General features: G+C 74.6%; 10 protein-coding genes and 1 pseudogene. 1 reads left to right on the forward strand and 10 read right to left on the reverse strand.

Going from position 1 to position 13,404, the window contains the following annotated elements; genetic code table 11:
• Positions 1-18: 18 nt before the first annotated feature.
• From ABZY91_RS32710 to ABZY91_RS32755, 10 genes are all read right to left on the reverse strand, one after another.
• The gene (locus ABZY91_RS32710) at positions 19-1,095 is read right to left on the reverse strand and encodes a ketoacyl-ACP synthase III family protein (RefSeq protein ID WP_355406667.1); all 1,077 of its coding nucleotides are present in this window, start codon (positions 1,093-1,095) and stop codon (positions 19-21) included.
• The gene (locus ABZY91_RS32715; RefSeq protein WP_329951240.1) at positions 1,092-1,991 is read right to left on the reverse strand and encodes a hypothetical protein; all 900 of its coding nucleotides are present in this window, start codon (positions 1,989-1,991) and stop codon (positions 1,092-1,094) included. Before ABZY91_RS32715 ends, ABZY91_RS32710 begins: the two co-directional genes overlap by 4 nt.
• On the reverse strand, positions 1,988-3,265 hold the full coding sequence (locus tag ABZY91_RS32720) for a cytochrome P450 (protein ID WP_355406669.1): 1,278 nt from the start codon (positions 3,263-3,265) through the stop codon (positions 1,988-1,990). The genes ABZY91_RS32715 and ABZY91_RS32720 overlap by 4 nt, the downstream gene beginning before the upstream one ends.
• Positions 3,258-6,170 (reverse strand): PEP/pyruvate-binding domain-containing protein, encoded by a 2,913-nt coding sequence (locus ABZY91_RS32725; RefSeq protein WP_355406671.1) that lies wholly within the window; start codon positions 6,168-6,170, stop codon positions 3,258-3,260. The genes ABZY91_RS32720 and ABZY91_RS32725 overlap by 8 nt, the downstream gene beginning before the upstream one ends.
• Entirely contained in the window at positions 6,163-6,855 is a 693-nt protein-coding gene (locus tag ABZY91_RS32730) for a nitroreductase family protein (protein ID WP_329951237.1), read from the reverse strand. The genes ABZY91_RS32725 and ABZY91_RS32730 overlap by 8 nt, the downstream gene beginning before the upstream one ends.
• Positions 6,852-7,520, reverse strand: a complete 669-nt coding sequence (locus ABZY91_RS32735) for an isoprenylcysteine carboxylmethyltransferase family protein (protein WP_355406673.1) — start codon at positions 7,518-7,520, stop codon at positions 6,852-6,854. The genes ABZY91_RS32730 and ABZY91_RS32735 overlap by 4 nt, the downstream gene beginning before the upstream one ends.
• Positions 7,517-8,338, reverse strand: a complete 822-nt coding sequence (locus ABZY91_RS32740; protein WP_355406675.1) for an AfsA-related hotdog domain-containing protein — start codon at positions 8,336-8,338, stop codon at positions 7,517-7,519. The genes ABZY91_RS32735 and ABZY91_RS32740 overlap by 4 nt, the downstream gene beginning before the upstream one ends.
• Positions 8,339-8,582: 244 nt before the next feature.
• A complete protein-coding gene (locus ABZY91_RS32745) occupies positions 8,583-10,088 on the reverse strand; it encodes an MFS transporter (protein WP_329876512.1) in 1,506 nt (501 codons plus the stop codon).
• Positions 10,089-10,361: 273 nt separating this feature from the next.
• Positions 10,362-11,360, reverse strand: coding sequence for a type I glyceraldehyde-3-phosphate dehydrogenase (gene gap / locus ABZY91_RS32750; protein ID WP_329951233.1), 999 nt, complete (start codon positions 11,358-11,360; stop codon positions 10,362-10,364).
• A 191-nt stretch (positions 11,361-11,551) separates the two neighbouring features.
• A complete protein-coding gene (locus ABZY91_RS32755; RefSeq protein WP_329876508.1) occupies positions 11,552-12,508 on the reverse strand; it encodes a helix-turn-helix domain-containing protein in 957 nt (318 codons plus the stop codon).
• Between the two features lie 233 nt (positions 12,509-12,741).
• Between ABZY91_RS32755 and ABZY91_RS32760 the strand changes: the two are divergent.
• Positions 12,742-13,404 (forward strand): annotated as a pseudogene (locus ABZY91_RS32760) (hypothetical protein); the annotation flags it as partial.

Below are 13,404 nucleotides of genomic sequence, written 5' to 3' on the forward strand. Positions count from 1 at the left end.
GGCGGGTCGGTGCCGACCTCACCAGCCCGGGTCCTCCAGGACCTCGACCACCGAGCAGGCCAGGGAGATGCCGGCGCCGTTGCCCATCATCAGGACGTGGTCGCCCGGCGACACGGCGCCGGTCTCCACGAGATGGGCGAGGGAGAGGAACTGGTCGCCCGCCCCCAGGTGACCGTGGGCACGGCCGAGGTCGAGCATGCCGCGGCCGGGGTCGATCCCCAGCGGCTCCAGCAGGGTCTCCAGGTAGCGGGGGTGACCGGAGAACACGTGGGTGACCCGGGTGACGTCGGCCGGACCGATGCCCGCCTCCTCCATCGCCTGCCGGGCCAGGGCCGTCCGCGCCCGCACCAGGTCACCGGCGACGGCCCGGCGCGACCCGCCCTCCGCGTCGTGGCCGCCGTCCCGGTCGAGCCGGTCGGCGTGGGCGGCCATCCGCCGCCCCAGGGAGGTCTCGACCGTGAGGCCCGGCCTGGGCGGGAACACCGGGTCCTCCCCCCGGTAGAGGTGCTCCCACCTGGAGAGCGACGACAGCGCCAGCGAACGGATCCGCAGCGGACCGCCCTCGGTGGAGACGACCGCCGCGCAGCCGGCGTCACCGAGCACCGAGCCCCGGCCGGCGGTCCAGCCGTCCGCGTACTTCCACCGGTCGACCAGCGGGGCACCGAAGTTGTCGGCCGCCGTCACCAGCACCGCGCCGCCGCCGGGACCCACCGCCAGGTGGCCGTGGGCGAGGTGGAGCGCGTCCAGCATCGCCGTGCAGCCCTGGTCCAGGCCGATCGCCGGCACCGCGGTGCCGACCACCTTGTCCTGGACGTAGTTCGCGGCGTACCAGCCGTCGGGTCCCTGGTGGAAGGTGCCGGCGTGCAGTACCAGCGAGATCCGGTCGGCGTCGAGGCCCGAGCGCTTGAGGGCCTCCACGCCCGCCCCGGCCGCGAGTTCGGGCGCCGACACGTCCCCGGCGAACGCCACGCCGGTCCAGCCCTCGGCCCGCGCCCGCTCCGCGTCGTACCGGCCTTGGCGGACGGCTTCCGCCACCGGTTCGAACCCCGGGACCCAGGTGCCCAGGCCCGCGATGAACAGGTTCTCCGTCCTCATGCCGTGACCCCCATGCCGATCAGCAGGTAGCAGGTGAAGGCGGCCGGCAGGTAGCCGACCACCGCGCGCAGCGGCCAGCGCGGCGCCCCGCCCCGGACGAAGCTCCACGCCGCCCGGAGGACGACGGCCACCGGAAGGACCACCAGCCACCCCCAGGCCGCCCCGGCCCCCGCCTCCCACGGACGGAGGACGGCCAGCGCCGCCACCGCGGAGGCGACCGCGAACCCCACCGCCAGCGCGGTGGTGGCCCGGACCCCGAAGGCGTGGACGTAGGTGCGCTCCCGCTCCCCGGGGGCCCGGACCAGCTTGCGGGCCAGCTCGTGGTGGGTGGCCGCGAGCATCACCACGGCGAGCACCGCCAGGACGTGCCGGTCCGCGGACAGACCGGTGTCGCCGAGGAAGACCGCGTACAGGTAGAGGTTGAGCAGGATCTGGACCGGAGCGCTCAACAGCACGCTCAGCACCACCGCGTCCCCGGGCGGCCAGCCGAACCGCAGCTCCGCCCCCACCAGCAGGACGAGGTACCCGAACTGCGCGGCGAGCAGCAGCTGCGCGGGCCGGTTCCCCGTGTTGAGCAGCAGCAGGACGGCCGCGCCCACGCCCAGCAGCACCACCAGGTCGCGGGGCAGCACCGCGCCGCGCGCCAGCGGGCGGCCCGGATTGTGCCGCCGGTCGTACGGCAGGTCCCGCAGATCGTCGGCGGCCCGCAGCAGCAGCAGGTCGACGACGACGGTGACCGCCGCGAGGACGGTGCCCCACCCCGGCCGCCAGTGCTGGGCGTGCGGGTGGACGGCGGCGTAGAGCCCCGTCACCCCCACCGCCCAGAGGGCGCCGAACACCACCGACAGCGGCAGGGGGAAGCTGCCCCGCACGAAGAGGCCGAGACGACGGATCACGCCGGCGTCCCCGACGGCTTCGACGGCTTCGGCCGCGCCGACTGTCTCGGACGGGTCGACCAACGGACGGGCAACTCCCAGACGCCGTTGATGAACATCGTCCGGCGCCACTTCAACTCCGCCTCGGGCACGGCGAGTTCCAGCACCTCGAACCGGCGCAGCAGCGCAGCCATACCGATCTGCAGCTCGGCGCGGGCGAGTTCGGCCCCCGGGCACAGGTGCCGGCCGTGGCCGAACGCCAGGTGTCCGGTGGCGTCCGGCCGGTCCGGGTCGAAGGTGTCCGGGTCCTTGAACCTCGCCGGGTCCCGGTTGGCGGCGGCCGTGACCGGCACCACGATCTCACCGGCCCGGACCGGGCGGCCCCCGAACTCCGTGTCCTCCGTCACCAGATGGGGCGCGCCGCCGGTGTTGTTGAGCGAGCTCCACCGGAGCATCTCCTCGATCACGGCCGGTATCCGCCCGGGCTCCGCCCGCAGCCGTTCGGCGAGACCGGGATGCCCGAGCAGCAGCAGGACGCACATCGCGAAGGAGTTGCCGGTGGTCTCGTAGCCCGCCATCAGCATGCCCGAACCGAGGGACACGATCTCCTTCGGCGAGAGCCGCAGGGCCGGATCCTCCTCGGGCCGGGTCGCCATCCTGGTCAGCAGGTCCTCGGCCGGTTCGCCGCGTTCCACGGCCCGCAGCTTCCCCGCGACGAGCTCCTCGAAGTACGCGTCCATCCGGGCCTGCGTCGCGGCGACCTCCTCCGGGGTGTGGCCGGAGGTCGACATGAGGACGTCCACCTCGCGGCGCAGCCGGACGCCGTCCTCGCGCGGGACACCGAGGAGCTCGCAGATCAGCTGCATCGCGAACGGCACGGTGTACCCGTCGACCAGGTCCGCCTCGCCGTGGTCGGCGCCGGCGGTCAGACCGTCCAGCAGCTCTTCGGCCAACTCCTCCAGTCGGGGCCGTAGTTGCCGGACCCGCCGGGCGGTGAAGTCGGGCAGGATCGCGCGGCGGCGGCGGGTGTGGTCCGGCGCGTCGGCGGTGGCGAGCAGGATCGAGTCCGCCTTGCGGGCCAGGAGCGGGCGGGCGAGTTCCACGTAGCGGGCCCGGCTGAAGCGGTCGTCGTTGAGGACGGCGGCGACGTCCTCGTGACGGGTGATCACGAGGGCCGGACGGCCGCTGGAGAGCCGGACCGGGTACGGCTCGCCGGTGGCCAGGAGCTCGTGGTACTCGGCGGCCGGACAGACACCGGCCTCCGGGGGGAAGGGGAAACGTACCGGGTCAGTCATCGTTCTCGGCCCCCTCGGTCTTCCGGGCGCCCGCCGCGTTCGCGGGGCCCGTCGCATGGTCGGCGTTCGCCACGTCTTCGGCGGGCACAGCGGGCCCGGTGTGCTCAGCGGGCCCGGTGTGCTCGGTGTGCTCGGCGGGCTCGGCGTTCGCCGGGTCGGGGAGCAGCCGGACCGTGCCGGCGCTCCCGTCGATCTCGATCCACGCACCGTCCGGGATCGTCCTGGTGGCCTCCGGCACGGCGACCACCGTCGGGACGCCGAGGAGGCGGCCGGTGATCGCGGTGTGCGACAGCAGCGTGCCGCGTTCGACCACCAGGCCCTTGGCGGACATCATCAGGAACAGCCAGCCCGGGTCGGTCTCCCGGGCCACCAGGATCCGGCCGTCGACGTCCGTACCGGCGCCGGGGTCGAGCACCACCGTGGCGCGGCCCCGGACCACACCCCCGCTGGAGCCGATCCCCCGCAGCACCCGGTCGTCGCGGGCGTCGTCGCCCAGGACGGGCGCGGCGTACGGGAGTGCGCGGACCAGCGGCAGGTTGCCGGGCACGCCCAGCAGGCTGGGTCGTTGCTCGGACTCCGTCCAGCGCAGGCGGTCCGCCCGGCGCAGCGCCGCCAGGGCGCGCAGGTCGGAGACGGTCCCGGTGCCGTCGAAGGCGCCGATGACCTCCTCCACCGTCAGGTCCGCCACGTCCAGCCGGTCGTCCAGCACGCCGGTGCGGGCGAGTTCCGTGCCGAGGCGCCACATCACGTCGCGCGAGATCCCGAAGAGCTGGGTGCGGCAGAACCGGGTGTCCTCACGGATACGCACGAGGTCCCGGGCCACTGCCGCGTGCGCCAGGAGCACGGCGCGGCGCACCGGACGGGGGCAGACCTCCCGCAGGTTCGCGCGGGCCCGCTCGGCGGCGGCCCGTTCCTCCGCCCGGTTGGCGGCGACGGTCGCCCCCTGGCGGACCAGCGGGCGTATCAGCGGCACGACGGCCCACGGGTGCTGGCGGGGGGTGGGCTCCTCCAGCTTGAGGTCGTGCAGGGCGCGGTCGCCGTAGCGCGCGACGTACGACCGGGCGGCGTCGGCGACGGGCTCGCCGTAGCGGCCGGCGGTCAGGTCCGTCCACACCTGCCGCGGGTCGTCGTTCTCGACGACGGCGCGGCGCAGCTCGGGAATCGTGCCCACGAGCTCGCCCAGGGCCATGGCCGCGCGGACGGCCTCCAGCGACCGGTTCTCCTTGCCGCCGACCAGCAGTGCCACGAACGCCTGCGGCCCGAGGCCGGTCCACCGGCGCAGCAGGGCGGTGCCGGAGCGCAGGACGAGCAGCGCGATGAGCGCGTTGACCAGGGTGACGCCCCACTTGCGCTCGGCCCGGTCCCAGATCCGCCGGTAGAGGGCGATCAGCTCCTCGGGGGTGTCACCGACGGCGTTCGCCTCCGTCATCTGCCGGTCCCACCAGTGGAGGAACCGGCTCACCTCCCACGGGTGGGCGGCGGTGCGCCACAGCAGGCCCGGCACCGAACCCACCACCCGGGCCCGCGACCGGCGGCGGGTGCCGCGGGCCGGGCCCGTGATGCCCATGCCCTGCTCCCAGAGGCCGCGCACGATGTCGAACATCGGCATCTGGCCGTGCAGTTCGTGCCAGTCGTCGAGCCGGTAGTAGACCTGGCCCTCCAGGTAGCCGACCATCCGGGTGAGCCGGTGCGCGTTCTCCCGCAGGAGCCGTGCGGGAACGCCCATCCGCCGGTAGAGGTCGCCGAAGGACCGGCGGTAGAACTCGCGCGACTGGGAGTAGGTGAGCGCGCCCGACACCCCGGGGAAGCTCTCCGTGATGTTGTGGTTGCCCCAGTACACGGTGGGGCCGGCGCCGTCCGGCGCGGCGGGCGCGCCCGCCGCGGGGGCGGTCACCAGCGGCCGGGCCTGCACCAGGTGGATGACGCCGTCGGGGGTGATGGCGCCCTCGATGTCCTGGGGGGTGCCGAACAGTTCCTCCACCCGGGCGGCCAGTTCGGCCACCGTACGGGCCTCCGCGTCGTCGAGGACCGGCGGGTCGGCCAGGTCCGCGGGCACCGCCAGCAGGACCGGCGCTCCGGCGACGGCGTCCTCCGGCAGGCCCATCGACCAGCGCTTGTGCACGGTCTGCGCGGTCACCCGGCCGGTGGCGGGGTCGTGGAAGAAGTGGTCGATGTCGGCCTTCTCCTGGACGACGCCCTCGCCGATGCCGTGCGCGGCCGCGATCAGGTGGCGACGGGAGCCGTCCCGGGGGTCGCGGGTGAACGCGACGAACGAGCGGGTGCCGAGCACCATCCGCTGGACGCCGACCGCGACGCGGGCCCGCGTCGGGTCGAGTCCCCGGAACGCGCGGTAGCGCACGGCCTGCGGGTTGAAGGCGGACGCCCAGCAGCGGACGACGGCGTCGGCGAGCCCGGCCAGGTCGACGTACAGGAAGCTGTCGCTCATCCCGGCGAACGGGTCGACGGCGCTGTCCTCCCCGACGGCGTCGTCCGTGGTGCCGCCCGGGCCGCCCGCGCCGGCCCCGGCGCCCCCGGGCCCGGAGCCGGCGACCGGGACCACGCAGGCGCGGACCGCGACCAGGCCGTCGGCGCCGACCAGGGAGGTGAACTCCGCCCGGATCCGCTCGGCCAGGGCCGGCGGGACGCTCAGGTCGGTCAGGGCCTTGTGGGCGGCCGCGCACCAGTCGACGACCGCGGACTCGTCGCCGGTGTCCGGCGGCAGGTCCGGAAGGAGCGGCCGGACTTCGTCGAGCGCCCGGTCGAAGGCCGTGGCGGACAGGCAGAAGAACTCCGGCACCCGGAAGCCCGCCCGGCGCAGCAGCTCCTGACGGGCGAACTTGTTCCCCACCGCGGCGGCGTCGGCGAGGACGTCGCCGGCCTCCGCCGTGACCACGAGGTCAGTCATCGGATCCACCGCCCCACGCTCGACCGGCCCAGCCGTCCAGATGCAGCACGCTCTCCACGGGCCGGCGCGCAGCCGGCCGGAAGCCCTCCCCGAGGACGTGCGCGGTCGGGATCAGGGCACCCTGGCGCACGTCGTCGGGGAGTCCGAGGAGGGCGGCGACCTCCTGCTCGGCGTCCAGGTGCACGGTGGTCCACGCGGTGCCCAGCCCGCGGGACCGGGCGGCGAGCATGTAGCTCCAGGCCGCCGGCAGCAGGGATCCCCACAGACCGGCCTGGCTGCCGGCCGGAAGGCGCCCGCCTCGCAGCCGCAGGCACGGGATCACCAGCACCGGCACCTCGTGCAGGTGTACGGCGAGGTGACGGCCGCTGGCCACCATGCGCGCGGTGGCCTCCTCCTCCGGTGTGGCCGGGGGGCGTTCGCCGGACGGGTAGCGGGCGTCGAACACCCGGCGGTAGACGGCGGCGATCCGCCTCCGCAGGTCCGGGTCGGTGACGACCAGCCAGTGCCAGTGCTGGGTGTTGCCGCCGTTCGGTGCCTGGAGGGCGATCTCCAGGCACTCCTTGACGACCGCGAGGTCGAGCGGGCGTGACAGGTCCAGCCGCCGGCGGACGGTCCGGGTCGTGGTGAGCAGCTCGTCGGGCGTCAGCAGCAGCCGGCCCTCCCGCACCTCCGTGGGCGCGGTCACCAGAGCCCCGGGACCAGTCGGGCGTGGCGGGCCGCGTAGGCGCCGTAGCCGGGGATGTTCATGAGCATCCGTTCCTCGGTGCGGATCCGCCAGGTGATCGCGGCGGCGAGCGTGACCAGCAGGACGGCGCTCGCCGGGTTCAGGAAGAAGCCGACGAACCCGACGTGCGCCAGCAGCATCCCCGCGTACGCGGGGTGCCGGATGAACCGGTACAGGCCGTAGGTGACGATCTGGTGGTCCTGCTGGCGCATCACGTGGTGCGAGTAGAAGCGGCCGAGCGTGTGGATCGCCACCTGTCGCAGGGTGACGCCGCCGACGAAGACGAGGGCCGGCACGAGCAGCGCCCACGACCAGCCGTCCCACGGCACGGGGCCCAGCACGGCGGTGCCGGCGGTGGCGATCCGGGCCGCGGCGTAGAGCAGCAGGGTGGCCGACTCGCTGGGCGGGGCCGCGGACCTGCGGAACGTCACGGGGATCTCGACCGCGAGCCACGCGAGGTAGCAGACGGCGAGGAGGCCGGCGACCAGGTCCACCGTGCGGTCGAGGTGGCGCAGGTGGACCACCGCGCCGGTGCCGACCGCGGCCACCGCGCAGAGGAAGAGCAGACGGGGTGCCTGGACGGCCAGGGAAGGGCCGTGTCCGGCAACGGACTTCGCGGTACTCACTTGGCGGCCCTCCGCCTCTCGTAGCGGGCTCGGTCGAGGGAGTGGACGACGATCTCGATCCGGCCGTGCGGCTCGCCGCTCTCCGCGTCGACCAGCACCATCGGGTAGGCGGCCCGCGCGCCCCGGGCGGGGGTGAACTCCCAGTGCAGCGCCAGCGGGACGGACGTCGGGAGGCCGGTCGGCACGTCGGCTTCGAGGCTGAGCCAGAGCATCTGGGCGTCCGGATCGCGTCCGTGCGCCGTGTGCCCGAGCATGGTGGCCATCTGGCGGGCGGACTCGATCAGCGCGTCCGGGGTGTGCAGGCCCTCGGCGTCCCCCTGCAGCCGGTGCCCGTCGGACGGCACGAGGACGGCGGCCCGCTCGGTGCGCACGGCCGTGCCCAGCAGGATGTTCTCCGGCAGGCGCCGGTGCACCAGGGCGGCGTCGGCGGGGAGGTCACCGTCCGGCCCGGCAGTGCCCGTGGCGGTGCGCCGCCCGGTGGGCGCCGCGGTCCGGCCGAGGCCGGCGACCGCCTGGCAGACGGTCTCGCCGTCCTGGTCGGCCAGCAGCCGCCAGGCCGGTCCGTCGTCGGCCGGGACCGGGTCGCAGTGCAGCAGCACCGGCCGGTCGCGTTCGCAGATCCGGTCGAAGCTCAGCGAGATCCGGAGCCGTCCGAAGCCCGCGTCCGCCTGTTCCCGCATCCGGGCGCGGATCAGGTCGAGCAGGGCCGCCACCAGCAGCATGCCGGGGACGTGGTCGAGCGGGTGATCGAAGAAACAGGGGTCGTCCTCGTCCACGTGCAGCGGTACCGGACTCCCGCTCGCGCCGAGAACCGGCACGTCAAGGCGGCCTGATGATGCATCAGTTGCCAAAGAGGCTCTAGGTGCTAACGATTTCACGGAGGTTGACGGTAGCCATCGTACAGTTGCCCGATCAAGGGACATCGGGAAATTGCCGCGCCGAACGTGACGTACGAGCCGACAATTGTCCCGTACTGTGCGGTTTTTGAGCTGCCGTCAGATGAGCGGAGGGCGGGCGTCCGTAAAGCCGTCCGCCCGGGGGCCCTGCCTTTCGCCCCGGCGTTCAGCGCTGCGGGTCGGGTGCCCGGCGGGAGGGCCGCTGCCGCCACAGCAACGGCAGGACCACGGCCGCGAGGATCGCGAGCAGCCCGGACAGGCCGATCGCCCGGCCGGTACCGACCGCCTGGACCTCGCGGAAGGCCGCGGTGATCGCCTGCGCCGTGGCCTGGTCGACCGAGGCGAGGATCTGGGAGGCGAGCTTGGAGTCCGTGACGGCGTTCCCCAGCTGCTGGGCGTCGGACTCGGAGAGCCCCGCCGCCCGCGCCCGGCTGATCGCCTGGTCGGTCTCCACCGCCTGCTGGACCGCCACCGTCGCGGCGACACCGAAGGCGCCGCCCAGCATGCTGGTGACCTTGAACATCCCGGAGGCGGTCCCGGCCAGTTCCTCCGGCGGACCGGCCACCGCGGTGTCCGACAGCGGGATCGACATCAGCCCCAGACCCGCGCCGAGCACCAGCAGCCCGGCGGCCAGGACCGCGTAGTGGTAGGAATGGCCGAGGACGGCCGCCACCAGGGTGCCGGCACCCAGCAGGAGCAGGCCGAGGACCACCGGGAGCCGCGCCCCGCGCCGCGCCGACACCCGGCCGCCGAAGGGGTTGAACAGCAGGATGGTGACCGTGGACGGCAGCAGCAGCAGGCCGGCCGCGACGGGGCCGTACCCGCGGACCTCCTGGAGGTAGAGGGTGAGCAGGAAACTGACACCGGCGAAGACGATGTTCATCACGGAGTTGGCCACCAGCGCCCCGCAGAACGGCCGCGACGAGAACAGCCGGAGGTCGAGCAACGGGTCCCGGACCCGCCGCTCGACCAGCACGAACAGCGCCGCCAGGACGACCGACCCGACCAGCAGGCCGATGATCACCGGGTCGTCGAAGCCGTCCTCCTGGCCGGCGGTGCACCCGTAGAGCAGGCAGAACGCCGCCGCGGCGCTGATCACCAGGCCGACCAGGTCGATGTGCCGGCCGGCGTTCGGGTCGGTCGACTCCTCGGCCGACCGGCGCACGAGCCACCAGGCGACCACCGCCAGCGGAGCGTTGATCCAGAAGGTCGAGCGCCAGCCGAGAAGTCCCGTCAGCACCCCGCCGACGGCCGGTCCGGCGGCCTGGCCGACCCAGGCGACCGCCATCCAGGCGCCGAACGCGCGCGGCTGCTCGCTCAGGGGGAACATCGGCGGGATCAGCGCCAGGGTGGCGGGCAGGATCAGCGCCGCTCCGACGCCCATCGCGGCCCGCCCGGCGATCATCCCCTCCACCCCGGGCGTGAACGCGGCCAGCAGGGAGAACACGCCCAGCAGGACCAGGCCGATCTCCAGGACGCGCTTGCGGCCGAACACGTCGCCCAGCTTCCCGGCCGCGAGCACCAGGGCGCCGGTGGTGAGGCTGAAGGCGTTGTTGGCCCACTGCAGCGCGGGAAGCGAGACCGACAGCTCGTCGGAGATCGTCGGGACGGCGACTCCGAAGTCCGCGAAGGACAGCCAGACCATGCCGGCCGCGACGCACATACCGGTCATGGCGGTCCACCGCCGGGGGGACCCGCCGTTCGATTCCGCGGGCGTTCCGGCCATGCGTCCGCTCCCCTCCTGCGCCCGGCCCGGTGCCGGACGGACCAGGCCACTATCCGGGCGGCCCCCCGCACGGGCCCGGGCGACACGCACCGGACGTCCCCCGAACGGCCCCCGCCCGAGCGCCGTGACGGCGCTCGGGCGGGGACTCGGGCAGGGGCTCGGGCCCAGGCCCGGGCGCGAGGCTCGGGCAGGGGCCCCGGCGGGAGCCGGCGCGGGGGCTCAGGCGCGGGCGAGGAGTTCGAGCGAGTCGACGACGCGGTTGGAGAAGCCCCACTCGTTGTCGTACCAGGCGACGACCTTCACGTGCTTGCCGTCGACCCGGGTGAGGGCCGCGTCGAAGATCGCCGACGCCGGCTCGCCGGTGATGTCGCCCGAGACCAGCGGCTCGTCCGCGTAGTCGAGGATGCCCTTGAGCCGGCCGTCGGCGGCGGTGCGGTAGGCGGCGAGCACCTCGTCCAGGGTCACGTCCCGCGCGACCGTCGTGTTCAGCTCGACGATCGAGCCGACCGGGACCGGCACGCGGATCGAGTCGCCCGACAGCTTGCCGTCGAGGTTCGGCAGGACCAGGCCGATGGCCTTGGCGGCGCCGGTGGTGGTGGGCACGATGTTCACGCCGGCGGCGCGGGCGCGCCGCAGGTCGCGGTGCGGGCCGTCCTGGAGGTTCTGCTCCTGCGTGTAGGCGTGCACGGTCGTCATGAAGCCGTGCTCGATGCCGGCCAGGTCGTCCAGCACCTGCGCCAGCGGGGCCAGGGCGTTGGTGGTGCACGAGGCGTTGGAGACGATCACGTGCGAGGCCGGGTCGTAGGCGTCGGTGTTCACGCCGTAGGCGAGCGTGACGTCGGCGCCGTCGGACGGCGCGCTCACCAGGACCCGCCGGGCGCCGGCCTCGATGTGCGCGCGGGCGGCGTCGGCCGCGGTGAACCGGCCGGTGGCTTCGAGCACGATGTCGACGCCGAGCTCGGCCCACGGCAGGGCGGCGGGGTCGCGCTCGGCGAGCACCTTGATACGGCGGCCGTCGACCACGAGGTCGTTCCCGTCGACCGCGACCGAGCGGTCGAAGCGGCCGAGCGCGCTGTCGTACTTGAGCAGGTGGGCGAGCGAGTCGGGCGCGGTGAGGTCGTTGACGGCGACCACTTCGAGGTCGCTGCCGCGCCCCAGCAGCGCGCGGAGGCTGTTGCGTCCGATGCGGCCGAAACCGTTGATGGCGATGCGGGTCATTGCGGCTCCCTTGTCGTTTCGTTGCTCCTCCATGATCGGATCCGGGGAACCGGCCGGACAGGGGCCTGATCGACACGGTGCGCAAGGATCCCGCCACGATCAGCGCCACCGGGCGCAAGGATCCCGCCACCCCCGCTCCGCCGCCTCTCCGCCGCCGGAAACGCTTCTGGAAACGCTTCCGGAGACCGCTCTCAGGCGTCGCGGGCCGCGAAGGTGTGGCGGTACTCGGTGGGCGAGGTGCCGAGGACCCGGTGGAAGTGCAGGCGCAGGTTCGCGCCCGTGCCCAGCCCGACCCGGTCCGCGATCTGCTCCACCCCCAGGTCCGTGCGTTCGAGCAGCTCGCGGGCCACGTCGAGGCGGGCCCGCAGCACCCACTGCATCGGCGTGTAGCCGGTGTCCTCCACGAAGCGCCGGGAGAAGGTGCGCGCCGACACCCGCGCGTTGCGGGCGAGCGCTTCGAGCGTCAGCGGTTCGGCGAGGTGGGCCAGCGCCCACTCGCGGGTGCTCGCGAAGAGGTCGCCCAAGGGCTCGGGCACGCTGCGCGGTACGTACTGCGCCTGCCCGCCGCTGCGGTAGGGCGCGGCCACCAGCCGCCTCGCCACGTGGTTGGAGAGCCCGACCCCGTGGTCGCGCCGCACCAGGTGCAGGCACAGGTCGATCCCGGACGCCGCGCCCGCCGACGTCAGCACCTCGCCCTCGTCCACGAACAGCACGTTCTCGTCCACCCGTACCCGCGGGTGCCGCTCGGCGAGGGCCTTCGTGTAGTGCCAGTGGGTCGTCGCCTTCTTCCCGTCGAGCAGGCCCGTGGCCGCCAGCGCGAACGCCCCGGTCGAGATGGCCGCCAGCCGGGCACCCCGCGCGTGGGCCGCCACCAGCGCCTCGACGACGGCCGGCGGCGGCTCCGTGGTCACCGGGTCCCGGTAGCCGGGGACGAAGACGGTGTCCGCGTCCGCCACGGCCTCCAGGCCGTCGGCCACGTGGTACGAGAGGCCGTCCCCACCGGTCACGAGCCCGGGGGCGGCGCCGCAGACCCGCACCGTGTACGGCATGCTCGGCCGGCTGGAGAAGACCTGCGCGGGGATGCCCACGTCCAACGGCTTCGCGCCCTCCAGCACGAGGACGGCGACGTGGTGGTTCCTGCGGCCCATCGGACCTCCTTCGCTTCCCGGGACCGCCGTGCGCCCCGCACGGGCCTGACCCGGACGACACCGGACGCAAGCATCCTGCCACCGCGGGCCGGCGCGGCGGGGTGCGGGACCGCTCCGGGACCGACGGCGGCCCCGAGGCCCCCACCGCCGGGACCGCGGGCTCGCAGCCTCCCCCGGCCGTGGGCAGGATGGAAGGGACGGGGGTCTCAGCCGATCCGAGGGGCAGACAGCCGATGTCCGAGGACGCCCCGCCGCCCCGTGGCCCGCTCCGGGCGGTACGCCGGGCCGTCGACGGGTTGCGCACCGGCGACGGGGAGGCGGCGCTCGCCGGTCGGCGGGCGCTGCGGGTCACGCTGGCCGCGTCCACCGGGTTCCTCGTCTGCCTGTACGGCCTCGACGAGCCGGTCGCGGCGCTCTACGCCCTGTTCTCCTCGGTGGCGATGGCGGCGCTGTCCCGCATCCCCGGCACCGGCCGCCAGCGGGCCGCCGTCCTGCTCCGGGTCCTGCCCGTCGCCTGGCTGCTGGTGGCCGCCGGCACCGCCCTCGCGGGCCGCACCTGGACGGCCGTGGCGGGCATGCTGGCGGTCGGCTTCGTCCTCGCCTTCGCCGCGGTGGCCGGCCCGCGCCTCGCCGGCGCCGCCCCCGGGCTGCAGCTGATGTACATCCTCCCGTGCTTCCCCCCGTACGCGCCGGACGAGCTGCCGGCCCGCCTGGTGGGGACGGCGGTCGGGTTCGGGCTGCTCGTCGCCGCCGAGGCGGTGCTGCTCCCCGAGCCCCGGGCCCGGCCCTACCGGCTGCTCACCGCGGACGCCGCCGCCATCCGCGCTCCTCACCGAACTGGGCGCCGATCCCGCGCTGATCCGGCACGACCCGGCACCGGTGACCTTCAACCGGGC

Source organism: Kitasatospora sp. NPDC002965 (assembly GCF_040611255.1).
Taxonomy (GTDB): domain Bacteria; phylum Actinomycetota; class Actinomycetes; order Streptomycetales; family Streptomycetaceae; genus Kitasatospora.